The sequence below is a fragment of the Streptomyces sp. So13.3 genome (genome assembly GCF_005860785.2).
Lineage (GTDB): Bacteria > Actinomycetota > Actinomycetes > Streptomycetales > Streptomycetaceae > Actinacidiphila > Actinacidiphila fildesensis.
This window is the reverse complement of the sequence record NZ_CP048835.1, coordinates 7,615,070-7,639,074: the sequence shown is the minus strand read 5'-3', so window position 1 is coordinate 7,639,074 and position 24,005 is coordinate 7,615,070. Positions and strand designations below refer to the sequence as shown.

Sequence of the window (24,005 nt, the reverse complement as noted above, 5' to 3'; positions counted from 1 at the left end):
GGTCCCGGCGAGCCGGTCGGCGATCATTCCGGAGCGCAGGGCCTTCGCCTGTCCCCCGGCATGTTCGATGCTCTGGAAGAACTCCCATGCACCATGGGCGAGTTCATCGGTGAGCTTTTCCACGTACCAGGAGCCGCCCGCGGGGTCGATCACCCGCGCGAGGCGCGACTGCTCGACGAGCAGGGCGGAGGTGTTGCGCGCGCTCCGGCGGACGTACCCGCCGAAGGGACCGGGAGCGTCGTCCTCGAAGGACAGTGCGGTGACGGCTTCCGCGCCACCCGCTCCGGCCGACAGCGCGGCCATCGTCGTGCCCAGCATGTTCACCCAGGGGTCCCGGCGCCGTTTCATCAGCGGTGAGGACACCGCGTGTTGACGTTGCGCCGCCAGGTCGGCGGCGCCCGCCACCCGCGCCCACAGCCGCCGTGCCGCCCGCAACTTGGCGATGGTCACGTACCGGTCCGCGGTGGCCGCGTAGCGGAACTCCACCTGCGAGGACGCCTGTTGCTCGTTCATCCCCGCCTGCCGCAGCTCGCGGAGGTAGGCGGCTCCCGTCGCCAGCGCGCACCCCAGCTCCTGAGCGGCCGATCCGCCGGCTTCGTGCCAAGGCAGCGCGTCCACGGTGAGTGCCCGCAGCGCGGGGTACGCGTCCGCGCAGCGCCGCGCGAGGTACGCCGCCGCGCCGAAGCCGAGCACCTCACCCGTGCGTGCCTCATGGCCCAGCGGATCCGCCCCCAAGCATCCTCGGACAGTCGCCCGGGCGATCCCCTGCGCGTCGTACAGGCGCAGCAGCTCGGCTGCGGCCGGGGCGGCCTCGGCGCCCGCGTCAAGGATGACCGGCGTCAGACCGAGATGGACACCGTCCAGGACCTCGTCGAGCGCGAGCACAGGGATGGCATCGGCGCCGACGACCAGCCAGAGCGAGGTCACGCCGTTGTCCAGGTCGGCCAGGACGGCGGAGTTGTCCGGCACCGAATGCCGTTGGCGCATCTCCCATCCGGCAGGGGCGCCGCCCCCGGCCCACGCCCCGCGTGCGGACGGAACGGCGCCGGGGACACGGGTCCCGGGGAGCGCGGTACGTGATGCGTGAGAGGCCTGCGTGACGGTCCCTCCAGCGAAAGGATGATCTTCGTCGGGCAGGACAGCCATGGAACCCTCACAGGGTCGGTGAGCGAGTCGATGAACGCCTTGCGGCCCTCCGCAGCATAGTAGGACCGATTCCACAACTGTCAACACTTTGGCGCGGCATGAGGGAGGTGGGCATCGAGCGGGACTCCCCCGTACGGCTTCTCCGCCCGTGGAGCCATCCGTCTCCGCTAATCCTCGCGTCATAATGTTGACACTTTTAGTTCCCCTGGGCTTAAGTGCTGCTGAACACACGCCGTTCCACTGCACCGGCTACCACCCTCGGCGGCGATCCCCCATCAGCCTGCGACACGCCCACCGTTCGGCCCGCACACCCGCGGGGCCCGAACGGTGCCGGCATTCCCGTCGACCGGATCCTCACCCGCCGGGCGGCCTTCGTCGCCGCACGCGCCCGATCTGATCGAAGGCGTGCGGTGCATACGCATACCGGTGGGAGGAGACCGAGAATGGATACTCGTGACAGCGGCCGACGGAGGCCGGACATGACGGGGCCAGGACGTATTCGCCGTGCGCTCCGGAGCTTGCTGATTGCCATCGGCGAAGGCCTCATGGTCCACGGCGGACGGGACATGTACCTCGCGTCCCGGCCGGACCACCACGCGTGCTGGGAGCACGGCGGCAGTGCCGGCGCGGTGTGCCCGGCCGCGTTGCACGGGCCGCCCCCGGGCCATCCGGAACGGCTCTGTCCCGAGGTCCCGTTGACGGCCCAGGAGCACCAGTTGATGCGGGACCTGGGGCATCTCGGCTGGAAGTACCCGAAGAACAGCTGGTAGCCAGGCAGGTCGCCCGTTCCTACGCGGCACCGCCCACCAGGAACCGGGCGTACTCGCGCTGCGTGAACTGCTCGAACGTCGTCGGGCGCCGGCCGAGCAGCCACGTCAGCACGTTGGAATTCCCGATGAAGTCATGACTGCTGTAGTGGTCGGTGATCGCCCGCAGGAGCCGGGTCTGGTACGGAAACCGGGTCGGGTCGTCGGTTCCGAGGGCTGCTTTGAGAAAGTCCTCCGGGTCGATCCGCTCCGCGGTGATGTCGCGGCCCGTCACCTGCGCCACGGCGTTCGCGAGGTCGTAGGCCGTGTAGCGCCCCGGCGCCACCAGTTCGTACGTCGCTCCGGCGTGCGGGGCGCTGTCGGTGAGGACGGTGGCGGCCACTTCGGCCACGTCGTCCACGTCCACCATCGACTGGTAGCGCTCGAGCGCCCAGGAAAGGACGAAGACGCCCCTCTCGAACGCGGGCGTGAGCCGGTGGCGCAGCATGTAATTGGCGGGCTGGAGGATGGTGAACTCCATCCCCGAGGAGATGAGGTGCTCTTCGAGGTCGCGCTTGATCTCGTGTTGCACGAGGTCGGTGACGATCGCGTGCAGCGCGGAGCTGAGGACGAAGTGCCGCACGCCGGCCGCGCGGGCCGCGTCGATGGCGGCGAAGCCCATCTGCCGTTCATCGGGGTGCAGGGCCGGCCCGACGTAGTAGACCTTCTCCACGCCGCGCATGGCGCGTGTCAGGACCTCGTGGTCGGCGAGGTCGCCGACCACGACATCGGTGACGCCGGCGGCGCGGAGGACCCGTGCCGATGCGTCGGAGCGAACGCAGGCGCGGAGCGCGAGCCCGACCGCCAGGAGGCGTGGGTTCAGGAGCTTGCCCTGGTTGCCGTTTGCTGCCGTCACGAGTATCACGATGCGGTCTCCTTGCGAGCGGAACGTCCTCCGACGTAATAGACCTAACCATTAGGCCTGATCAGCTTGTGACGCGGGGGCGGGCCCGTCAAGACGTCCGGGCGGCGAATTGCGCCACGTCCGCGGATCGGCGCGACCCCGGCGGCGCCCGGTCGGGCATCGGAACTATCCGATAGGCTCCATCCATGGTCCTGCCTGCAAGCCGCACACGCGCCGAAGAGGTCGTGGTCTACGTCGAGGACTCGATCGACAAAGGCGGCTTGCGTCCCGGCGACCACATCGGCACCCGGGCCGATCTGCGGGAGCAGACCGGCGTCGCGCGGGCCACGGTCAACGAGGCAATCCGGCTGCTGCAGGAACGGCGCCGGATCGTGCTGCGGCCCGGCCCGGGCGGAGGACTGTTCGTCGCGGCGACCGATCCCGTGGTCAGGCTCGGGCGCACCCTCCTCACCGTCCACGGTGAGCCCCTGGCGGTCGCCGGCGCGATCGAGGTCCGTGAGCAGCTCGAGCCGCTGGTCGCCGCACACGCGGCGCAGCATCGCACGGCCAAGGACGGGCGCGAGCTCAAGTCGCTGATCGCCGCGATGAAGAAGAACCAGAACGACGTGCCCCGGTTCGTCTCGCTCAACTGGGACCTGCACGTCCGCATCGCGGCCATCTCGCCGAACGCCGTTCTGCGGGGTACCTATGTCGGCCTCTACGAGTTCGTCAACCAGGTGTCGCTGGTGACCCCTCAGCCCAGCGACAACGACAACATGGCGCAGCGTCTGCAGGTCCACAGCGATCTGGTCGCCGCCATCATCGCCGGCGATGTCGCCGCCGCCATGCTCGCCGCGGAAGCGCACCGCCACTCCAGCTGAGCAGGGCAGCCGCCCCGCCGGACACCGACGCGTCCCGCGGGCTTCCGGGGTGCGCGTACGCCGCCATCCGACGGCTGTAACGGTGGCTGCAACAGGTGCCTATCGGGCCTAACCATTACAGCTGATGCCAGGCGCCGAAACATGAGCGTCATGTCGCCGCAAAGCCCTTGACACGCTGGTCGAAGCGTTGCAGGGTACGGCCTATTGGTTCGGTCCATTTACCTCGGGAACATGTCGCAGGGATGCGAAGGCAGTCCCCGGAGCGAACCCGTTCGCAGCATCAGGTTCTTCTCTCGCAGACACAACGGAGTGTGCAAGATGCGCGCAAAATCCAGTGCTCCCAGACGCGGCAGCGACGCCCGCGGAGGTCTCCCCCGTCTGTCCGGAAGGACCGTCGCGGCATGTGCCTCGGCGATCGCCCTCGTGTCCGTCGCGGCCTGCGGCTCCTCATCGGACTCGCCCTCCTCGGACAAGCCGCAAACCGCGAACGTCACCGCGGTGAAGGCCGCACTCGCGCCCTACACGGCGCCGCCCACCGCGTTTCCGGTGAGTGAGCCGCTGGCGCAGCGGCTCGCAGGCGGCAAGAAGTTCGTCTACCTGCAGTGCTCGACGCCCATCTGCGCGGCCGTGGGCCTGTTCGTGCAGCAGGCGGTCGGCGGCATCGGCGGGACGTACACCGTGGTCAACGCCGGTTCGACAGCGCAGACGGCGCAGGCCGCCGCGTCCAGCGCGAACGCCCTGAAGCCGGACGCCGTCATCCTCGGCGCGATCGATCCGGCCCTGTTCGGCGGCGGTCTGAAGAAGCTGTCCCAGGACGGCGCCAAGCTGGTCTCGCTGCAGGTCGCCAAGGATGTGAAGCCGTACGGCATCACCTTCAACTACCTCGGTCAGGATCTGAGTCAGCGCAACGGGAAGCTGCTGGCCGACTGGGTCATCGCGCGCAAGGGCGCCGAGGCCGACGCGGTGCTCTACACGCTGCCCGCCCTCGACATCTCGGCTCCGCTGCAGAAGGCCTTCCAGGCCGAGATGAAGGCGAACTGCCCCTCGTGCAAGGTCCGCGCGGTTCCCGTCGACGTGGCCACCATCGGGACCACGGCGCCGCGCACCATCGTGACCGATCTGCAGGGGCACCGGAGCACCAACACGGCGGTGTTCGTCAGCCTCTCGGCGGCCGGAGGCCTGCCGGCGTCCTTGAAGGCGGCCGGCCTGTCCGTCACGACCGTGGGCTTCGGTCCCACCGCGGGCAACCTGCAGGACATCAAGGACGGCAAGCTGACCGCCGCACTGAACATCGACTTCCCGGTGTCGACGTGGACGGCCGTGGACGCGGCCGCGCGCCTCCTCGGGGGTGCCCAGCCGACGGCGAGCGAACAGGCCGGCGTAGTGCCCGAGCAGTTCCTGGAGCAGAAGGACATCACGTTCGACCCGACCCGCGGCTGGTCGGCGTTCCCCGACTACGCCCCGCGGTTCGCCAAGCTGTGGCTGACCCCCTGATGGCCGCCACCGCGGCGCCTCTGCTCCGCATCGAGGGCATGTCGAAGACGTTCCCGGGCCTCAAAGCCCTGGACGACGTGTCGCTGGAAGTCCATCCCGGGGAAGTCGTCGCGGTGCTCGGGCACAACGGCTCGGGCAAGTCGACCCTCGTCAAGATCCTGGCCGGCGTGCACCAGGCCGACCCCGGGACGGTCGTCGAGGTACGGGACGCCGCGGGCGAACTGGTCGCCGGAGCGGTGGCACGCGAGGGTCTGCACTTCATCCACCAGGACCTCGGTCTGGCCGACATCCTGACGACGGTGGAGAACCTCGGGTTGCACACCTCGGCGCGCGGACGGGCGTTCGCACCCGTCCGCGGCGCCGCCGAGCGACGCCGCGCCCGGCAGCTCATCGCCCGGTTCGGCGCCGACCTGGACGTGACGCTCCCGGTGGGCAGGCTGTCACCGGCGCAGCGCACGATCGTCGCGATCGCCCGCGCGCTGGACGGCTGGACCCGGCCGGACAACGTGCTGCTGCTCGACGAACCCACTGCGGCCCTGCACGGCGATGAGGTGCACGTGCTGTTCGAGGCGATCCGGCGGGTCGCCGCGTCGGGAGCGGGGGTCGTCTTCATCTCCCACCGGCTCGACGAGGTGCTCGAACTGGCCGACCGCGTGGTGGTGCTGCGCGACGGACGGGTCGTCGCCGAGCAGGCCACCAGCGAACTCGACCACGACACGATGGTGACGCTCATCGCCGGTCGCGAGATCGCCGAGACGGCCATCACGAAGCGGGACGAGGCCGGTGAGCCGGTGCTGACCATGGCCGGTGTCAGCGGCGCGGAGATCAGCGGCTTCTCCCTGACCCTGCACGCGGGTGAGATCGTCGGCGTCGGCGGCATCCTGGGCTCGGGACGTGAGCAGCTCGCACCGATGCTCTTCGGCGCCCTGCCCCGCTCCGGCGGCCGGGTGGAGGTTGACGGGCGCGAACTGATCCCCGACGACACGCTGGCGGCGATCGAGAGCGGGATGGCGTACGTACCGGCCGACCGCCGCCGCAGCGGTGTGGTGATGGAGATGAGCGTTCGGGAGAACCTGACGCTGCCACTGCTGCGACCGCTGCGACGGTCCTTCGGCCGTCTGGACCGGCGGGCCGAGCGGGCGCAGACACGCACGTGGATTCGGACCGTCGGATTGCGCCCGCCCAACCCCGAGCAGCCGCTGAAGCTGTTCAGCGGCGGCAACCAGCAGAAGGTCGTGCTGGCCAAGTGGCTGCGCGTCCGCCCCCGTGTGCTGCTGCTCGACGAGCCCACCCAGGGTGTCGACGTCGGCGCCAAGGCGGCCATCTACGACCTCGTCCTGGCCGCGCGGCGCGACGGGGCCGCCGTCCTGCTCTGTTCCTCGGACACGAAGGAGCTCGTGTCCCTGTGCGACCGCGTCCTGGTGCTCAAGGACGGCCGGGTGGTCAACGAGGTTCCGCGGGAATCCCTGACCGAGGAACAACTGGTCCGGGACGAGCTGGGGCTCCAGACGGCGGCCCGTGGCATCAGCACGAACGAACCGGAATGAGAAAGATGCAGACGACTGAGATCGCTGTGGGCCCCGCGCGGGCGACGGACGCCCCGGAGCCCGAAGTGGTGCACGAAGCAGACTGGCGCGTTCGGTTCCGGCGGGCGCTGGCGTTCGGGAACATATCGGCGCTGTACCTGCTCGCGCTGATGGTCGTGGTGTTCGCGCTGTGGGTGCCCGACACGTTCCTGACGTCGGGGACCTGGCGCTCACTGCTGTCGGACCAGGCGGTCACCTGCCTGGTGGCGGTCGGGCTCGTGCTACCGACCGCGGCCGGAGTGATCGACCTGGCGGTCGGTGCCCAGGTCGGGCTCGGAGCGGTCCTGGTCGCCCGGCTGCTCGTCGGCAACGTACCGATCCCGGTCGCGATCGTGCTGTCGCTCCTGGGCGGCGCGGCCGTCGGACTGTTCTCCTGGCTGATGATCACCCGCGCCCGGATCCCGTCCTTCATCGCCACGCTCGCCGTCAGTTCGCTGTTGGCCGCGGCGATCGCCTGGCTCTCGGAGAGCCAGCAGATCGTCGACATCCCGGCCGGCTTCGGCAAGCTGGGCACGGGGCAGCTGTTGGGGATCACGTATCCCGTCTACATCATGCTCGCCGTCGCCGTGCTCCTCTGGTACGTACTGGAACGCACACCCGCGGGCCGCCGCGTCTACGCCACCGGCGGGAACGCTCAGGCCGCCGGCCTCGTCGGCGTGCGCACCACCCGGGTCATCCTGTTCGCGCTGATCACCTCGGGTGCGGTCGCGGGCCTGGCCGGCGTGCTGCTGACCTCACAGCTGTCGACCGGCGACCCCACGGTGGGACCCGGCTACCTGCTCCCCGTGATCGCCGCGGTCTTCCTCGGCTCCACCCAGTTCCGCGGCGGCCGCTTCAACATCTGGGGCACCGTCGTCGCCGCCTACACCCTCGCCGTCGGCGTCAAAGGCCTGCAACTCGCCGGCCTCCCGATCTGGATCCCCGACCTGTTCAACGGCACCGCCCTGCTCGCCGCCGTCGGCCTCGCCGCCTGGCGAAGGAGGCATACCACCCGCAGGATCGGACCGGGCCGCTTCAAGCGCCCACACCCGACGGCCCACCAGCCGTCCGCACCGAAACCCGGACGTCCCGGCGCCCTCCCGAACGTCCGCAGCTCCGACAGCAACTGAAGGAGAGATCCATGTCCAAGGCCATCGACTCCGCACTGTTCCGCGAGACGCTGGGGCACTACCCGACCGGGGTGGCCGTGGTCACCGCGATGGCAGAGGACGGCCACCCGGCCGGCATGGTGGTCGGCACGTTCTCCTCCGTCTCCCTGGACCCCCCGATGGTGGCGTTCTTCCCGGCCACCGGCTCCCGCAGCTTCCAGCAGCTCCGGACCGCCGAGGCCTTCTGCGTCAACGTCCTGGCCGCCGACCAGGAAGCGCTGTGCCGCCGCTTCGCGGCCGGTGGAACGGACAAGTTCGACGGCGTGCGCTGGCGGCTCGGAGAGCTCGGTTCGCCCATCCTCGAGGACGCCGTGTCCTGGATCGAGTGCACCTACCAGGACATCCGCGAGGCGGGCGACCACTTCATCGTCCTCGGGCTCGTGCAGGACCTGGCCGTCGAACGGTCGACACTCCCGCTGCTGTTCTTCCAGGGCGGCTACGGACGCTTCTCCCCCGGCTCCCTCCTCGCCTCCCCCGATCCCGACCTGATCCAGGCGGCACAGCTGGCCGAGACGATCCGGACCCAGATCGAGGACCTCAGTACCGAACTCGCGGTCAACTGCGGCGTCCTGGTCAAGATCCGCGGAGACGCGGTACAGGTGCTCGCCGCGAACGGAGGATCCGTCGCGGAACCGTTTCCGCTCGGCCACCGGCAGCCGATCATTCCGCCCCTCGGAGCGGCCTTCCTGGTGAACTCGCCGGCGGCGGAGGTCGAGGAGTGGCTGGAGCGCGCCCCGGACGACCGTGCCGACCGCCGCGACCTCCACCGTGCCCGGCTCGACAAGGTGCGCGAGTGCGGCTACTCCCTGCTGGCCGCCGAACCCCGCCTGATCGAACGCCAGCAGGCGGCCCTGTCGGCCTTCGAGGAGTCCGACCGCCTGCCGCGGCATGAACGCGCGGTCCGGCAGGCGACCTCCGAGCTCGCCGAACTGTTCTGCCCCGACCTGCGGCCCGGCGAGCAGTACGACCTCGCCTCGATCGTCGTCCCCGTCCCCACCTCCGCGGAACTGCCGACGATGGCGATCCGGATGGCCGGGTTGCCCGCTGCCGTGTCGGCGGAACGCATCGAGTCCTGGGTCGACCGGCTCCAGCAGGTCGCGGCCGCGGCCGGGGCGGCCATGAGCGGCGCGGGCGACCGGAAGCAGCAGGACGACCACGCCGAGGCGTAGGGACGGGGGCACCCGTGAGGACCGGATCGCGGTGCGATGCGCTCGCGCCAGGCGCAGGCTCAGGCCTGGACGGCGGAGCGGCGGTCGGGCGTGAGGAGGTAGGCGATCGCCATGTCACTGAGTTCGTCCGCATACCGGTGGGCCGCGTCACCGGTGGCGGCGTCGGGGCGCACGGAGTTGTGGAAGCAGGCGCCGAGGATCGCGCGGGCCGCCGTGTCCAGCGCTGCCGGGCGGTCGGAGCGCCGAATCTCGTGGGAGTGGGGGGCCGCGGCTTCGAGCAGCAGGCGGTGGATCGTGGTGATGGTGCGAGACCCCCGGTCGAGGGCCTTGGCTCCCCGCACGCGCAGCAGCTCGGGGAAGAGCGTGCTGTTGTCGGCGAAGGACTGCAGCAGCGCGTGCGCATAGGCGTCCATGACACCGGACAGTGACGGCCCGGCCGCGCGCAGCCGCTCGGCCACGTACTCCTCGCGCCGTTCCAGCATCCGCTCGGACAGGGCCGTGACCAGCTGTTCCTTGTTGTCGAAGCGCCGGTAGATCGAGCCGACGGCGACGCCGGCGCGCTGGGCGACACCCGTCATCGTCATCTCCTCCAGCCCTGCCGAGGAAGCGATCTCCTCGGCCGCCTGCAGGACGCGAGCCAGCGTCGCGGCGCTGCGGGCCTGCCGGGGTTCCCGGTAGGGCGCGGGGCGGTCCGGCTCATCAGTCATGTCCCGCATGGTATCGGCGGCGTCCTCGCAAGAAGTCTTTGACAAGTGCTGCACCCTTTCGGGTATCGTCGTGAATGTGAATTCGCATTCACATTCTACTGGAGGTTCCACCATGACCGACAACCAGCCGTCCGCCCCCGTGACCGTCTCGCTCGAAGCGGGGATCCCCGGCGGCGGGAGCATCGACGACTTCGAGCTCTTCTACGCGCGCCGCGCCCTGCACCGCTTTAGGACCCGGCTGGGACGTCAGGGGCTGCTCGACCTCCTGGCGAGCGACATCGAGGAAGGCAACGCCTTTCTGCGCGAATGCGCGCGCGTCTCCGAGGGCAGCTTCAAGGCGGGCACGACCGTGCTCGCGGCCCAGGGCATGGCCGCAGGAGAGTTCCTGGCCTGGATGGACAAGGCGTTCGCCGCCGCCGACGACACCGCGCTCCTCGCGGCCCACCCCGAGCACTACGCGATGGGCGCCGAGAACGGCGGCCCGCCTCGCGTGGTGGAGAACATCGGCCCGCACGTCTGCTCGTTCTACATGGGCGGATGGGGAACGGACGCGATGGCCTGGGCCGAGGACGTGGCCGAGCTCCTGCCGATGTCCGATTTCCCGCACAAGATGTCCTCGAACCTCTTCCTGGCGGACGGCACGGTCGTCGGGCGGGCGCTGATCCAGTTCGGCGACACCCCGGACGGCTTTACGGCCAACCTGACGGTCTACTTCCCCACCGCCTGCCCTGACGACGTCCTGGAGCACCACCTGCGGCACTACGCCGTCGAGTTCCGGAACTGGATCGTCGCCGCCGCGGCGATCGCGCCTGAGACCTGGGCCGCGCCCACTCCTGCTTGACCATGTGCGTCGAACGTGTCGGGCGGTTCGGATCCGGCAGGGGTCTGCTGCCCGACGCCTTCCTCCGCACCCGGCACCCGGCACCGGCCAGAAAAAGGAAACGGACATGTCCACACCACGGGATCGTGACGACGCCGCGGCGAGCCGCCCGCCGGGGATGAGCCGGCGTTTCGCTCCGCCGGCCGAGCTGGCCGCATCCGCCAACGTCACCGCGGACGCGTACGCGCTGGCCGAGTCGGACCGCCCGGCGTTCTGGGCCGAGCAGGCGCGCCGGTTGAGCTGGGAGATCGAACCGACGCAGACGTTGGACTGGTCGAACCCGCCGTTCGCGAAGTGGTTCGCCGACGGCAAGCTCAACGTGGCCTACAACTGTGTCGACCGGCACGTCGAGGCGGCCAACGGCGACCGGGTCGCGATCCACTTCGAGGGCGAGCCCGGCGACAGCCGCGCGATCACCTACGCCAAGCTCAAGGACGAGGTCAGCCGGGCCGCCAACGCGTTGACGGAACTGGGCATCGAGGCCGGTGACCGGGTCGCGGTGTACCTGCCGATGATTCCCGAGGCCGTGATCGCGATGCTCGCGTGCGCGCGGGTCGGGGCGGCGCACTCGGTGGTCTTCGGCGGGTTCTCCGCCGACGCGGTCGCCTCGCGGATCCAGGACGCCGACGCCAAGCTCGTCATCACCTCCGACGGCGGCTACCGGCGGGGCAAGCCCTCCGCGCTCAAGCCCGCCATCGACGAGGCCGTCACGAAGTGCCCGACCGTCGAGCACGTCCTGGTGGTGCGCCGCACCGGCCAGGAGACCGCGTTCACCCCAGGCCGGGACGTGTGGTGGCACGAGGTCGTCGCCCGGCAGTCCGCCCAGCACACCCCGCAGGCCTTCGACGCCGAGCACCCGCTGTTCATCCTCTACACCTCCGGCACCACCGGGAAGCCCAAGGGGATCCTGCACACCTCCGGTGGCTACCTCACCCAGACCTCCTACACCCACCACGCGGTGTTCGACCTCAAGCCGGAGACCGACGTCTACTGGTGCACCGCCGACATCGGCTGGGTCACCGGCCACTCCTACATCGTCTACGGGCCGCTCGCCAACGGCGCCACCCAGGTCATCTACGAAGGCACCCCCGACACCCCCCACCAGGGACGCTTCTGGGAGATCATCCAGAAGTACGGGGTCACCATCCTCTACACCGCGCCCACCGCGATCCGCACGTTCATGAAGTGGGGCGACGACATCCCCGCGAAGTTCGACCTGTCCTCCCTGCGCGTGCTGGGCAGCGTCGGCGAACCCATCAACCCCGAAGCGTGGATGTGGTACCGCGAACACATCGGCCACGACCGCTGCCCCATCGTGGACACCTGGTGGCAGACCGAGACCGGCGCGATGATGATCAGCCCGCTGCCCGGCGCCACCACCACCAAGCCCGGCTCCGCACAGCGCGCCCTGCCCGGCATCGCGGCCACCGTCGTGGACGACGAGGCCAACGAGGTCCCCAACGGATCCGGCGGCTACCTGGTCCTGACCGAGCCGTGGCCCTCGATGCTCCGCACCGTCTGGGGCGACGACCAGCGCTACATCGATACCTACTGGTCCCGTTTCCCCGGCCGCTACTTCGCCGGTGACGGCGCGAAGAAGGACGACGACGGCGACATCTGGCTGCTCGGCCGCGTCGACGACGTCATGCTCGTCTCCGGCCACAACATCTCCACCACCGAAGTCGAGTCCGCGCTCGTCTCGCACCCCAAGGTCGCCGAGTCCGCCGTCGTCGGCGCGGCCGACGCCACCACCGGCCAGGCGATCGTCGCGTTCGTCATCCTGCGCGGCACCGCCACCGACTCCGACACCCTCGTCGCCGAACTCCGCGACCACGTCGGCAAGACGCTCGGCCCGATCGCCAAGCCCAAGCGCATCCTCATCGTCAGCGAACTCCCCAAGACCCGCTCCGGCAAGATCATGCGCCGACTCCTGCGCGACGTCGCGGAAGGCCGGTCAGTGGGCGACACCACCACGCTCGCCGACGCCGGCGTGATCGCCTCGATCCAGCGGCAACGCGCCGCGCAGGGCCGGGAGGACTGAGCGAAGGTGGTGAAGGGGCGCGGACCGGTGCGCGGTCACGGACGGCAGGCGGCCGCCAGGGCCCTGCGGATCCGGACGGGCTCGTACGTGGGCGACGCCATCGACAGGACGACGAGGGCGGTGCGGCCGAGGTGCGCCGCCAGGGCGTGGGCCGCGGCGTCCGCGTCGCCGGACTTCACGGCCTCGGCGATCGTGCGGTGCTGGTCGCCGGTACCCGCTTGCCACTCGAGCGGGTTCCACGACACGAAACAGAGGCGATAGCGCGTGGCATGGTCCGACAACAGGGCGAGTTCACGTTCCAGGCGGGGCCCGGACGGGCGGATCAGAGCGCGGTGGAACTGCTCGTGCGGGCGCTCCCACAGCTCGACGTCGCCGGTGCGGGCCGTCTCGTCCATCTCCTCGAGCAGCTGATCGAGGAGATGGAGGTCGTCATCGTGCATGCGCGGAACCGCGATCCCGATGGCCAGCGCTTCGAGGCTGATGCGCATGGCGTAGAGCTCGTCGAGGTCCTCGTCGCTGAACGCCGCGACACGGGCGCGGTGTTGGGACTCCTGCTGGACGAAACCCTCGCGTTGCAGGATGCGCAGCGCTTCGCGCAGGGGGCCGCGGCTCACCCCGAGCCGGCGGGCGAGCTCGACCTGCGACAGCGGATCGCCGGCGCGCAGCTCCCCCCGCATGATCGCGCGCCGCAGCTCGTGGTGGGCCCTGCTCACCTCGTCCGGGTGGACGGGGGTGTCCGCCACCTCGACCGACCGTTCCGTCATCGCCTGTCGGCCTCTCGCGGGTTTCTCAACGCTGACCTCTCGTGCCGCGGATGGGCGGCTGTCCTGGAAGGGCTCGGACGGGTGCAAGTTACCACCGTAGCCGATCCCGATCGGCGACCTGCTGACATTTTATCGGCCTCGGGAGCCGCCGCTGCCGCAACGCGATGGCATATCAGCACGTCAGAAGCCTATCTACACAGCAAGGCCATCAGAGGTCGCTAAAAGTGTTGACATTTTGAGGGCGTCTTCTAGAGTGATGTCTCACCAGCACCACCTTTCTCCGGCGGCCTCGACGGCCTTTCGCGCCAGGCGCGACCGTGTCGGACACGGAGGGCGAACCGCCGAGGCGGCCGCACCGTCTCCGCCGCTCGGACATCCCGCGCCGGGTTCCCACCGGACGGCCTCGCCCGTTCCGCCCCGGGGACGACCACCACCGCACCTACCCGACCTGCGGCCCAGCCAGAACGGATCGACCCGATCATGCCGATACACATCGCCCGGCTCGCCCAGGCCCAGCGCTTCCAACCTGCCGGCCACTACGATGTCGGCCCCCTCCACCTGTTCGGCGGCGAGAAGTACGACGGCGCCGTGACGGTGGCCCTGTCGCACTACCTGCCCGGGGGCCGCGCGGACCTGTCACCGGTTCCGATCCAAACGCTCTACCTCGTGCTGACCGGCACCCTGACGCTCACCGACGCCGACGGCCGCACGTGGGACCTGCACGCCCTCGACGGGGCGCGGCTCACCTCCGGAACGCCCCGCAGTGTCGAGAACCGCACGAACCTGCCCGCGAGCATGCTGGTGATCCGGCCGAACCCGGACGCCTCACCGGTGAAAGCTGAGGTGCAGCCGTGACCGAAGCACTGAACGAAGCGCTGGACGGACCCGTGGACGCACCCTCGAACGGGCCGCTCGCCGGACTCCTCGTCATAGACCTCAGCCGGGCACTCGCCGGCCCCCAGGCCGGGATGATGCTCGGCGACCTGGGAGCCCGCGTCATCAAGGTCGAGTCCCCGGCCGGGGACGACACCCGGTCCTGGGGGCCGCCCTTCGTCCCCGCCGACGACGGCACCGAGGTGTCGTCGTACTTCCTGTCCTGCAACCGGAACAAGGAGTCGATCACCCTCGACCTGAAGCGGGACGAGGACGCGCAGCTGCTCGCCCGGCTCGTCGAGCGGGCCGACGTCCTGCTGGAGAACTTCAAGCCGGGCACGCTGCAGCGGCTCGGCTTCGGCAGCGACCGGTTGATGCGGCTCAACCCGCGCCTGGTGGTGCTGTCCATCAGCGGTTTCGGGCACGACGGGCCCGAGTCCGCCCGCGCCGGGTACGACCAGATCGCGCAGGGTGAAGCCGGGCTGATGTCCCTGACCGGCCCGGACGCGGACCACCCCCAGCGCGTCGGCGTGCCGATCGGTGACCTGCTGGCCGGCATGAACGGCGCGTTCGGCGTGCTGGCGGCGCTGCGAGAGCGCGACCGCACCGGCCGGGGGCAGATCGTCCGTACCTCGCTGCTCGCCGCGGTCGTCGGCGCGCACGCGTTCCAGGGGACCCGCTGGACCGTGGCCGGCGAGGTCGGCCGGGCCCAGGGCAACCACCACCCCTCGATCGCCCCCTACGGACTGTTCCGCTGCGCGGGCGGCAGCGTGCAGATCGCCTGCGGGAACGACGCCATGTGGGGCCGGCTCTGCGAGGCGTTCCAACTCCCTTCCGACGACCCGCGCTTCAGCACGAACTCCGTCCGGGTGGCGAACCGAACCGCACTCACCGCGCTGCTGGACGCCGTCTTCGCGCCCTACGATCCGGCCGAACTGCTGGAACGGCTGGCCGACGCGGGCATCCCCGCAGGCCGCGTCCGCAGCCTGGACGAGGTCTACCAGTGGGAGCAGACGCGCTCGCAGCGGCTGCTGCTCGACGTCGAGCACGAGAGCCTGGGGAAGATCACCCTGCCCGGATCACCGCTGCGGACGTTCACCGTCGACGGCACCGGCGCCGAGACCGAGACGACCAGCGTCGGCGACGGTGCGCCACCGCTGCTCAACGCCGACGCCGACGCCATCCGGGGCTGGCTGGACGAACCGCTGCCGGTGCCGCCGAGGTGACCTCCGGGAACCCCCGACCCACCGCATCCGACTCGCAGAACATCACAGGAGATGACGAAGATGTCAGCGACACACGACACGTCCGAGAAGCTCGCCGAGGTCCTCGAGAAGGTCAGGACACTCGGGCCCACGCTGCGCGAACGCGCGCTGGAAGCGGAGCGGGCGGGCCGCCATTCGGACGCGACCATCGCTGACCTCGACGCCACCGGTGTCTTCGACATCGGCAGCCCCGCCGAGTTCGGCGGGTACGAGTTCTCCGTCCGGCAGCAGCTCGACGTCGTCTCCGAGGTCGCCAAGTGGGACGGCTCCTGCGGATGGACCGTATGGGTCGGCGCGTCCACCAACTGGATCCCCGCCGGCTCGGGCGCCCGGGTCGTCGAGGAGGTCTACGGCCCGGCCTGGGTGGGGCCGCGGGTCTCCGGCTCGAGCCACTTCCCCGCTTCCCGAGGGCGCGCCAAGCGGGTCGACGTCGGCTGGATCCTGTCCGGGGGGCCCTGGACCTTCGGGAGCGACGCGCTGTGGGCGCCCTACACCAACCTCGGCTGCATCGCCGACGACGGCGAGGGGCCCTACCTGGTGGGCGCCCAGGTACCGCTGGACGAGCTGCGCTTCCTCGACGACTGGAAGGTCGCCGGCATGCGCGCCACGGGGAGTGTGTCCATCAAGCTCGCAGGCGACGAGCTCTTCGTCCCGGAGCACCGCTGTGTCGACTTCCGTGACATCACCGGCGCCCGTCTCGACAGCGGCCTCAAGGGGTCGATCTGGCAGGCCCCGTCACTCGGGTGGGCGTTCAGCCTGATGGCCGGCATGTCGATCGGCATCGCCCAGGGCGCTTTGGAGCGCTTCCTGGAGCGCTCCAAAGGCCGGCCGGTGCGCGGCACCACCTACAAGAACCAGCTGGAAGCCCCGCTGACACACCTGATGCTGGCCGAGGTCCACTCCAAGCTTCAGTCCGCGACGCTGATGACGCGGGCCAACGCTGAGGAGACCGACCGGCTGGGCGCGCTCGCCGCCGCCGGGACGCCAGCCGATCCGGAGTACCTGCAGAAGTTCAGTGCCCGCGTCCTGGTGGAGACCGCTTACGCGGCCAAGTGGTGCGCGGAGGCGATCGAGCTGCTGCAGCGGAACTCCGGCTCGACGGCGATCATGGAGAGCGAGCCCATCCAGCGGGCCTGGCGCGACGCACGGGTCATCACCCTGCACGGCGCGCTCAACCTCGAAGCCCTCTCCGAGAACTACGGGCGGCTGATGGCGGGATCCCAGCCGCACAACTTCGCGGGCATCACCACCCTCGACCGCTTCGCGCCGGCCCCCGTGAAGCAGGGCTGACCCATGACGACCCCACCCGCGTCCGAAGGTGTGGCAGCCGCCGTCATCGACTCCCCCGGCGCCGCACCGCGGCTGGGGTCGGTCGTGCTGCCGGCGTGGACGTCCGGCAGCACCCTGGTGGCCGTGGTCGCGGCGCCGTTGAACCCGCTCGACCTGGTCATCGCCTCGGGAACGTTCCACTCCGTCCGCCACGAAGCCGCCTACGTCCCCGGCAGCGAGTGTGTGGGCGTGGTGCTCCGGTCCGACCGCCATCCGCCCGGCAGCTGGGTCTACGCCGAGTGCCACGCCTCACCGGCCGCGCCCGGCGCCTTCGCCACGCAGGTCCTCGTCCCCGACGACGACGTGCTGCCGCTGCCGCACGCTCTCGACCCGGTGACGGCCGCGGCCGTCGGCAACTCCGGTATGGCCGCGTTCATGCCGCTGGTCGAGCAGGCCGGCCTGCGCCCCGGAGAGACGGTGCTGGTCCTGGGCGCCACCGGCGCCGTCGGACAGATCGCCATCCAGGTGGCGCGCCGGATCGGCGCGGGCCGGGTGGTCGGCGTCGCCCGCGACCGGGCCGCGCTGGAGAGCCTGCTGCTGCTCGGTGCGGACGCCGTGGTCGCGCTGCGGGCGGACGAGAGCGCCGAGGAGCTCGCCGTCCGGCTACTGGCGGCCGCGGGACCGGTGGACGTCGTCCTCGACGGCCTGTACGGCGTGCCGCTGGAGGCGGCGCTGCGGGCGTGCGCACCACGGGCGCGGGTGGTCAACATCGGCAACCCGGCAGGTGTGACCGCGCAGATTCCCGCCGGGCTGCTGCGCGGCAAGCAGCTGAGCCTGTCCGGGTTCGCCGGCCTGCACACCCCGCTCAAGGACAAGCAGCCCGCGCTGACGTGGCTGTGGGACGCGCTCTCCCGCGAGGAACTCCGAATCGAGGTCCGCGGCTTCGCGCTCGGGGAGCTGCCGTCGGTCTGGCGCGCCCAGGCCGCGTCCCCGCACGCCAAGTACGTCCTGCTGCCCGACCCGGCCCGCCTTCCCCACCCGTCACCACACGACCGGAGCACGCGACCGTGACCTACCCTCCTCCGGTGTCCGCCCTCCGGCCGGACGTCGACTGCGTCATCGTCGGCGGCGGCCCCGTCGGCCTGCTGACCGCCGTCCTCCTCGGCCGGGCCGGCCTGCGGGTGGCCGTCGTGGAGCGCCAGCCGCAGCGCTATCCTTCGCCGCGTGCGTGCACCATCGACCACGAGGCGCTGCGCATCCTCCAGTCCGTCGGACTCATGGACAGCCATGCCGACCTGTTCGAACCCTCCCGGGGCGAACGCGGCGGGTACGAGTTCCGCAACGGCGAGGGCGAACTCCTGCAGGCCATCGACTGGAACAGGACCGCCGAGTCGGGATGGGCGAACACCAACGGCTTCTACCAGCCCGACCTGGAAGCGGTCCTGGAGGACCTGGCGCTCGTGACACCGGGCGTCACGGTCCACCGCGGCTGGACGTTCCAGGCCCTGACGCAGGACGGTGAGGAGACGACCGTCCAGCTGGCTCCCGCCGGGCGCCCGGAGGAGGCCCTGCCGGTCCGCTCACGGTGGCTGGTCGGCGCCGACGGGGCAAACAGCTCCGTCCGCTCCCATCTGGGCATCGGCGTCGGCGACTCGGGTTTCCAGGCCGACTGGCTGGTGGTGGACTACCGGCCGCTGGTGGAGGAGCAGTGGAGTGCCTTCGTCACCCAGTACTGCGACCCAGCGCAACCGGCCACCGCGGTCAACAGTGGTCCGGGACGGCGGCGCTTCGAGTTCATGCGCCCCGCGGACATGACCGTCGAGGAGCTGGGCCGTGACAGCACCGCCTGGCGGCTCATGGCGCCCTGGGGGGTGACACCGCGGACCGCCGAGCTGGAACGGCACGCGGTCTACACCTTCCGGGGCCGCTGGGCGCACACGTGGCGCGTGGGCAACGCCTTCCTCGCCGGTGACGCCGCCCACCTCATGCCCCCGTTCCTGGGGCAGGGCCTGTGCGCGGGCCTGCGGGACGCGCGGGCGCTCGCCTGGCGGCTGGCCATGGTGCACGGCGGACTGGCGGCGCCGTCGATCGTGGACACCTACGGACCCGAGCGCACCGGACACGTCCGGGAGATCATCGACGAGGCGGTGGCTGCGGGCCGGGTGATCTGCGAACTCGATCCCGATCGCGCGGCCGCCCGTGACGCGGAGATGCGGAAGCGGTCGCGTGACGCCGAGGCCGCCACCCGGCAGCCGCCGCACCCCCGCCTGGGTGAGCCGTCCCTGACGCTCACCGGGCGCGGGCACACCGCGGGACGGCTGGCGCCCCAGGGGCGGGTCCGCGTCGGCGCCAGGACCGGCCTGTTCGACGACATCGTCGGCGGCGGCTGGCAGCTGGTCAGCCGCGCCGGCGACCCCTTGGCCCTCCTGCCCGACGAGGACCTGTCCTGGTTCCGCGGCATCGGTGGCACGGCCGCCGACGTGTCGGGTGTGGGCGCCGTCCAGGACGTCGACAGTGCCTACGCCCGCTGGTTCACCGAGCACGACTGCCAGGTCTTCCTGTCCCGGCCCGACTTCTACGTGTTCGCGGCCGGACAGCACGCCGACATCCCGCACTTCGTAGCGCGTCTGCGCCGGAGCATCGAGCCGGCTCCCGTGAAAGGAACGCCATGACGGCAACGCACCACCACACCCCGAACGGTGAGCTTCCCCCCGTGCACCAGCCGCGGGCGGGTGGTTCGTTCGACGCGACAGCGGTCACGTTCGCCGCGATGGGCTTCTTCGACGGCCTAGCCGCCGACCAGCGCGCACGGGTACTGCTGCCCGCCACGGACCCCGGCAGGACGCACTGGAACTTCCTGCCCGAGTCCGGTCGGCCCGGCCTCGCGCTGGGAGAGCTCGACCGCTACCAGGAGGGACTGGCGCACCGGTTGATCGCCGAGTCGATGTCGATGCCGGCCTACGCCCGGGTGGTGCAGGTGATGTCCAACGAACACCTGCTGCGTGAGTTGAACCAGCCCGTGTTCGGCCACATCGCACCCATCTTCCGTGACGCTCGCGGCTACTTCCTCACGTTCTTCGGCCAACCGCAGCCGGACACCACCTGGGGCTGGCGGCTGGTCGGCCACCACCTGTCGATCAACATCACCGTCGTCGACGGCGACCTGGTCAGCGCCACCCCGTTCCTGCTCGGCGCCGAACCCGCCCGCTTCGGCCCGTTCCGGATCCTCGGCGAGGAGGAGGATGCAGGCTTCGAGCTGCTCGACAGCCTCACCGGCTCCCAGCGGCAGACGGCGATCATCCACTCCCGGCCGCCGGCGGACTTCGTGACCCGCACGGTCGCCACGATCGGCGACGTCGAGTACCCCGCCTACCACGGGGTGGGCCGCCGCGACGCGATGATCACCGACGAGGACCGCAAGGCGCTGGCCTACTTCCGCGACCACCCCCGCGGCATTCGCGCCGGCGACCTCTCCCCCGCCCAGCGCGGGCACTTCGACACACTGCTCGCCCACTTCGTCGAACGCTCCCGCCCCGGCCTGGTCGGCTTCGAGATGGACCGCATCGCGGCCGCCGGCGGCGTCGACGATCTCCGCTTCGCCTGGGCGGGCGGCACGTCCATCGAGCAGCCGCACTACTTCCGCATCCAGGGCCCGACGACCCTGATCGAGTTCGATAACGCCGAGGACGACGCCAACCACGTGCACAGCGTCTGGCGCGACCCCTCCAACGACTTCGGCGCCGACCTGCTGATCCAGCACCACCTCGACCACGACCACACCGGCTCCCGCGCGGACGGCTCCGCCTGACCGGTGCGAACCGCTCACCCCTAGGCGCAAGCCGTCGCGGAAGACCGCGAAAGGACACACATGAAGATAGTGGGCGTCAGACGACCCCAAGGCGGTTCCGGCGTGGAGGTCGCCACCCTGGCCGAGGGACACCCTGAAGTGACCGTCATTGCCTCCCTCACGGATTTCTGGGCCGACCCGGTAACCCATCTGTCCCGGTCACCGGTCGGCCCCACCCTCGCCGTCTCGTCCGTCGAGCTGGTCCCCCCGGTGCTGCCCGACGCGCGGGTCTTTTGCATCGGGCTCAACTACCTGGACCACGCGGCGGAGGGCAGCTATCGGGACCAGCCGCTGCCCACCTGTCCCACGCTGTTCGCGCGCTGGCCGCGGTCCTTGACCGTGGACGGGGCCGAGGTCCCCGTGCCCGCCAACGAGGCGGGCCTGGACTGGGAGGGCGAGGTCGTCGCCTGGGTCGGCGCCCCCCTCGTCGACGCTTCCCCCGAGGAGGCTCTGGCGTCGGTCGTCGGCTACTCGGCGTTCAACGACCTGACGGCGCGCCGGGCGCAGAAGCTGACCTCGCAGTGGATTCTGGGCAAGAACGCGGACCGGTCAGGGCCGATCGGCCCGATGGTGCCCGCCACGGAGGTGGGTGACCTCAAGCAGGGCCTGCGGCTGCGGACCCGCGTCAACGGCGAGACCGTGCAGGACGGCCGTACCGACCAGATGGTCTACACCGTCGGGGACACGCTGTCCCTGATCTCCCACACCCTGACCCTGCGCCCCGGTGACCTGCTCGCCACCGGCACACCGGCAGGCGTCGGCTACAGCCGCACACCCCCGTGGCTGCTGCAGCCGGGGGACGAGGTCGAAGTCGAGGTGGAGCGGCTCGGCGCCGTGCGCAACTTCATCGTGGGTAACGACCGGCGCACCCAGCACTGAACGCTTCCGCGAGCCGTACAACTCCCGCACACCCCAGCGAGATTGAGGACCACATCATGACTGTTGAGCACGACAAGGCCGAGATCATCGAGATCATGAATCTCTACGCCCTCGCGCTGGACGCACACGCCTGGGACCTGTTCGACCGCGTCTTCGCCGAGGATGTGACCGCGGAGTTCGGCCCGGCCGGCGCGGCCTGGCACGGCCTCCCCGAGTTCAAGCGCTCCTTCGCGGAGTTCCACGAGACCCTGGACGGCCACCAGCACACGATGATGGGCCACCTGGTGCACGTCGATGGCGACCGGGCGAACGCGTTCAGCTACGGCAACTGGGTGCTGTTGCGCCATGCCGCCGACGGCGGACCGGTCTGGGAGGGGACGGGCTGGTACGACGACGAACTCGTGCGCACCGGGAACGGCTGGCGCATCCAGCGACGCGTGTGCCGCTTGATGTCCTGGAGCGGCAACCCCTCGGTACCCGAGCCGAACCGCGAGCACAACCCCGACATGCAGCTCAACGTGCTGCGCGAGCACAGCCTTGCGGGGAAGATCGAGTTTTTGAAGGCCATCGGTGCGAAGTAGCGCCTGATGCTACGAGCACGACTGAGGGGCGGCCCGTCGCGGGCCGCCCCTCAGTCGTTGCCGTCAGCTGTTCAACACCGGCAGCTGCAGATAGGACGCGTGCTCCCCGCCCGTGTGGATGACGTGCTTGCCGCTGTTGCGCGGCAGGTAGTCGCGCGTTGCCGGCATGTGCGCACCCACCAGGTTCCGCCCGCTGACGACCAGGCGCAGCGCCTCACCGGGGTGGAACAGCAGCCCGATGGGGAGCAGGTCGATCTCGACATCGACGATCTCCCCCGGGGCCAGCTTCTCGACCCGGTCGAAGCTGTGGGCGGGCACGGTGTCGGTCGACAGTTTGTCGTCCCGGTGCCGCGCGGACACGCGCAGGCGGCCGTTCGAGCCCTTGTAGCGCAGGACGGTGGCGCCGTGCTCGGTGATGTCCTGCATCAGCGCGCCGTGGTTGGGCACGGTGAACTCCTGCAGCGGTGTCCCCCACCGGTCCAGCTTCTGCACCAGGACGAACAGGTCCATGTCGTCGGCGCCCTGCGCCTCGACCCACAGGTGCGCCTTGGGGTAGCCGACCAGGGTCGTCTCCTGGTCGAAGGCGACCGTGAAGGAGACTAGACCCGGGTCCGCCTCCGTGTCGTAGGGCACCGGCGTTCCCTCTGCGGCGGGCGCGGTGGCCAGCGTGCGTGTAGTGCCGTCGAGGTAGTACCTGACCGGATCGGCGTCCTGCGGGGGGAAGCAGTCCGCGACGTGATCGGAGCTGGCGCCGCCTTCGAGGTCGAGCAGGCTGTAGCGGACCCGCGGCGTCTGCTGCCAGCCGTTGTCCATGCCCTTGAGGTAGTGGTCGAAGAATCGGCGCAGGTCCTCGGTGTTGGCCTGGTCGTAGTAGTCGGGCCATTCCTGGGTGCTGTGGATGCGCAGCCACTTGTCCTGCGAGGCGATCCTGCGCCAGGCCCGGAAGGTACCCGCTGTGTGCAGGGTGTTGGTGTAGCTGGCCACGACGTAGGCGGGCACGGTGACCCGGTCGAAGCGGGCTGTCTTGTCCTCCCAGAGCCGGTTCATCAGCGGGTGGCGCTCCACCTCCGCGAGGATGTCCTCGCGTTCGTTCTTACCGGCGTAGCTGTGCTTCTGTAGCCGTTCGGCAAAGCCGATGTCGGGCATGCCGCCGCGCATGGTCAGGTCGCGGTAGATGTCGCTGAAGCCTTCCACCGGGTTGATCGCCGCGAGGTGGGGCGGCTGTTCGGCGGCGGTGAACCACTGCGCGATGGCGAGGTAGGAGGTCCCGCTCATCGCGACCTTGCCGCTGCACCAGTCCTGGACGGCCAGCCACTCGATGAGGTCGTGACAGTCCTCGCCCTCCTGACGTCCGAACATCACACTGTCGCCCTGCGACTGGGCGATGCCGCGCGGGTCGGGGTTGCAGACCGCGTAGCCCTGTGCGCACCAGTACGCCGGGTCGGGTCCCTCGAACTTCTGCAGTCCCGACAGGGCCCCGTTGTCGATGCCGAGCATCCCGAACAGGCCGACGACGCTCGGACCGGTGCCCTGGCTCTTGCCGTACGGGCTCCAGGCGACCAGGACGGGGACCTTCTCGGTGCCCGCTGGACGCAGTACGTCCACGTAGATGGTCACGCCGTCGCGCAGGACGACCGCGACATCCTTCTCGAACACGATCTCCGTCTGCAGCGGACGGTACCGCGGGTGCAACTGGTAACCGACCGGCAGGGTCTGGACACCCGGTTCGAATGCGCTCAGCAGTCCGTGCACGATGCTCGGCTCGTAGCTCGAGGATTCGAACACTGTCTCTTCGTGGATCATTTCTGCTTCCATTTCGATCTAC

At 70.4% G+C, this 24,005-nt stretch carries 20 protein-coding genes and 1 pseudogene; 16 read left to right on the top strand and 5 right to left on the bottom strand.

The features are described 5' to 3' along the window. Positions 1-1,146, bottom strand: a pseudogene (locus C8250_RS34245) (methylmalonyl-CoA mutase family protein); the annotation flags it as partial. A 518-nt stretch (positions 1,147-1,664) separates the two neighbouring features. Between C8250_RS34245 and C8250_RS34240 the strand changes: the two are divergent. Further along, positions 1,665-1,916: a DUF6059 family protein gene (locus tag C8250_RS34240; RefSeq protein ID WP_138353662.1), complete on the top strand. Its 252-nt coding sequence runs from the start codon at positions 1,665-1,667 to the stop codon at positions 1,914-1,916. A 19-nt stretch (positions 1,917-1,935) separates the two neighbouring features. Here the strand turns inward: C8250_RS34240 and C8250_RS34235 are convergent, their stop codons facing one another. Next, positions 1,936-2,808: an NAD(P)H-binding protein gene (locus C8250_RS34235; RefSeq protein WP_203218446.1), complete on the bottom strand. Its 873-nt coding sequence runs from the start codon at positions 2,806-2,808 to the stop codon at positions 1,936-1,938. Between the two features lie 194 nt (positions 2,809-3,002). Here C8250_RS34235 and C8250_RS34230 point away from each other — a divergent pair, with 194 nt between their 5' ends. The 5 genes from C8250_RS34230 (at position 3,003) to C8250_RS34210 (ending at position 9,074) form a co-directional block, all read left to right on the top strand. Then, a complete protein-coding gene (locus C8250_RS34230) occupies positions 3,003-3,677 on the top strand; it encodes an FCD domain-containing protein (RefSeq protein WP_138353660.1) in 675 nt (224 codons plus the stop codon). A 318-nt stretch (positions 3,678-3,995) separates the two neighbouring features. Further along, the gene (locus tag C8250_RS34225; RefSeq protein WP_187145088.1) at positions 3,996-5,171 is read left to right on the top strand and encodes a substrate-binding domain-containing protein; all 1,176 of its coding nucleotides are present in this window, start codon (positions 3,996-3,998) and stop codon (positions 5,169-5,171) included. Further along, positions 5,156-6,718, top strand: a complete 1,563-nt coding sequence (locus tag C8250_RS34220) for a sugar ABC transporter ATP-binding protein (protein WP_138353658.1) — start codon at positions 5,156-5,158, stop codon at positions 6,716-6,718. The genes C8250_RS34225 and C8250_RS34220 overlap by 16 nt, the downstream gene beginning before the upstream one ends. Positions 6,719-6,723: 5 nt before the next feature. Then, complete coding sequence (locus C8250_RS34215) at positions 6,724-7,866, top strand: ABC transporter permease (protein WP_187145087.1); 1,143 nt, start codon at positions 6,724-6,726, stop codon at positions 7,864-7,866. Positions 7,867-7,877: 11 nt separating this feature from the next. Beyond that, complete coding sequence (locus tag C8250_RS34210) at positions 7,878-9,074, top strand: flavin reductase family protein (protein WP_138353656.1); 1,197 nt, start codon at positions 7,878-7,880, stop codon at positions 9,072-9,074. 59 nt (positions 9,075-9,133) lie between these two features. Here the strand turns inward: C8250_RS34210 and C8250_RS34205 are convergent, their stop codons facing one another. Beyond that, positions 9,134-9,781, bottom strand: coding sequence for a TetR/AcrR family transcriptional regulator (locus C8250_RS34205; protein WP_244809530.1), 648 nt, complete (start codon positions 9,779-9,781; stop codon positions 9,134-9,136). Positions 9,782-9,893: 112 nt separating this feature from the next. On the opposite strand from C8250_RS34205, the gene C8250_RS34200 reads away from it, so the two are divergent. Next, positions 9,894-10,622, top strand: coding sequence for a hypothetical protein (locus tag C8250_RS34200; protein ID WP_138353654.1), 729 nt, complete (start codon positions 9,894-9,896; stop codon positions 10,620-10,622). Positions 10,623-10,728: 106 nt separating this feature from the next. After that, on the top strand, positions 10,729-12,702 hold the full coding sequence (gene acs, locus C8250_RS34195) for an acetate--CoA ligase (RefSeq protein ID WP_244809529.1): 1,974 nt from the start codon (positions 10,729-10,731) through the stop codon (positions 12,700-12,702). Positions 12,703-12,737: 35 nt separating this feature from the next. Here the strand turns inward: acs and C8250_RS34190 are convergent, their stop codons facing one another. Continuing rightward, positions 12,738-13,466 (bottom strand): GntR family transcriptional regulator, encoded by a 729-nt coding sequence (locus tag C8250_RS34190; RefSeq protein ID WP_138353653.1) that lies wholly within the window; start codon positions 13,464-13,466, stop codon positions 12,738-12,740. A gap of 480 nt (positions 13,467-13,946) precedes the next feature. On the opposite strand from C8250_RS34190, the gene C8250_RS34185 reads away from it, so the two are divergent. The 8 genes from C8250_RS34185 to C8250_RS34150 are packed head-to-tail and all read left to right on the top strand — an operon-like array spanning position 13,947 to position 22,180. Then, positions 13,947-14,321 (top strand): cupin domain-containing protein, encoded by a 375-nt coding sequence (locus C8250_RS34185; protein WP_138353652.1) that lies wholly within the window; start codon positions 13,947-13,949, stop codon positions 14,319-14,321. Continuing rightward, positions 14,318-15,565 (top strand): CoA transferase, encoded by a 1,248-nt coding sequence (locus C8250_RS34180; protein ID WP_244809528.1) that lies wholly within the window; start codon positions 14,318-14,320, stop codon positions 15,563-15,565. The genes C8250_RS34185 and C8250_RS34180 overlap by 4 nt, the downstream gene beginning before the upstream one ends. Before the next feature lie 60 nt (positions 15,566-15,625). Next, the gene (locus C8250_RS34175) at positions 15,626-16,894 is read left to right on the top strand and encodes an acyl-CoA dehydrogenase family protein (RefSeq protein ID WP_187145086.1); all 1,269 of its coding nucleotides are present in this window, start codon (positions 15,626-15,628) and stop codon (positions 16,892-16,894) included. Between the two features lie 3 nt (positions 16,895-16,897). Further along, a complete protein-coding gene (locus tag C8250_RS34170; RefSeq protein WP_138353650.1) occupies positions 16,898-17,944 on the top strand; it encodes a zinc-binding dehydrogenase in 1,047 nt (348 codons plus the stop codon). A gap of 14 nt (positions 17,945-17,958) precedes the next feature. After that, positions 17,959-19,545 (top strand): bifunctional 3-(3-hydroxy-phenyl)propionate/3-hydroxycinnamic acid hydroxylase, encoded by a 1,587-nt coding sequence (locus tag C8250_RS34165; RefSeq protein ID WP_187145085.1) that lies wholly within the window; start codon positions 17,959-17,961, stop codon positions 19,543-19,545. After that, positions 19,542-20,681: a DUF3500 domain-containing protein gene (locus C8250_RS34160; RefSeq protein WP_138353648.1), complete on the top strand. Its 1,140-nt coding sequence runs from the start codon at positions 19,542-19,544 to the stop codon at positions 20,679-20,681. Before C8250_RS34165 ends, C8250_RS34160 begins: the two co-directional genes overlap by 4 nt. 60 nt (positions 20,682-20,741) lie before the next feature. Beyond that, a complete protein-coding gene (locus C8250_RS34155; protein WP_138353647.1) occupies positions 20,742-21,599 on the top strand; it encodes a fumarylacetoacetate hydrolase family protein in 858 nt (285 codons plus the stop codon). Between the two features lie 56 nt (positions 21,600-21,655). Beyond that, positions 21,656-22,180: a nuclear transport factor 2 family protein gene (locus tag C8250_RS34150; protein WP_138353646.1), complete on the top strand. Its 525-nt coding sequence runs from the start codon at positions 21,656-21,658 to the stop codon at positions 22,178-22,180. Between the two features lie 63 nt (positions 22,181-22,243). On the opposite strand, the gene C8250_RS34145 is transcribed toward C8250_RS34150, so the two are convergent. Continuing rightward, complete coding sequence (locus C8250_RS34145) at positions 22,244-23,965, bottom strand: CocE/NonD family hydrolase (RefSeq protein WP_203218445.1); 1,722 nt, start codon at positions 23,963-23,965, stop codon at positions 22,244-22,246. Positions 23,966-24,005 lie beyond the last annotated feature (40 nt).

Bases quoted from the DNA above. Each gene is read 5' to 3' on its own strand.
- C8250_RS34150 (WP_138353646.1), top strand. From the start codon at position 21,656: ATGACTGTTGAGCACGACAAGGCCGAGATCATCGAGATCATGAATCTC.
- C8250_RS34185 (WP_138353652.1), top strand. From the start codon at position 13,947: ATGCCGATACACATCGCCCGGCTCGCCCAGGCCCAGCGCTTCCAACCT.
- acs (WP_244809529.1), top strand. From the start codon at position 10,729: ATGTCCACACCACGGGATCGTGACGACGCCGCGGCGAGCCGCCCGCCG.
- C8250_RS34215 (WP_187145087.1), top strand. From the start codon at position 6,724: ATGCAGACGACTGAGATCGCTGTGGGCCCCGCGCGGGCGACGGACGCC.
- C8250_RS34175 (WP_187145086.1), top strand. From the start codon at position 15,626: ATGTCAGCGACACACGACACGTCCGAGAAGCTCGCCGAGGTCCTCGAG.
- C8250_RS34210 (WP_138353656.1), top strand. From the start codon at position 7,878: ATGTCCAAGGCCATCGACTCCGCACTGTTCCGCGAGACGCTGGGGCAC.
- C8250_RS34160 (WP_138353648.1), top strand. From the start codon at position 19,542: ATGACGGCAACGCACCACCACACCCCGAACGGTGAGCTTCCCCCCGTG.
- C8250_RS34205 (WP_244809530.1), bottom strand. From the start codon at position 9,781: ATGACTGATGAGCCGGACCGCCCCGCGCCCTACCGGGAACCCCGGCAG.
- C8250_RS34170 (WP_138353650.1), top strand. From the start codon at position 16,898: ATGACGACCCCACCCGCGTCCGAAGGTGTGGCAGCCGCCGTCATCGAC.
- C8250_RS34230 (WP_138353660.1), top strand. From the start codon at position 3,003: ATGGTCCTGCCTGCAAGCCGCACACGCGCCGAAGAGGTCGTGGTCTAC.
- C8250_RS34225 (WP_187145088.1), top strand. From the start codon at position 3,996: ATGCGCGCAAAATCCAGTGCTCCCAGACGCGGCAGCGACGCCCGCGGA.
- C8250_RS34200 (WP_138353654.1), top strand. From the start codon at position 9,894: ATGACCGACAACCAGCCGTCCGCCCCCGTGACCGTCTCGCTCGAAGCG.
- C8250_RS34190 (WP_138353653.1), bottom strand. From the start codon at position 13,466: ATGACGGAACGGTCGGTCGAGGTGGCGGACACCCCCGTCCACCCGGAC.
- C8250_RS34155 (WP_138353647.1), top strand. From the start codon at position 20,742: ATGAAGATAGTGGGCGTCAGACGACCCCAAGGCGGTTCCGGCGTGGAG.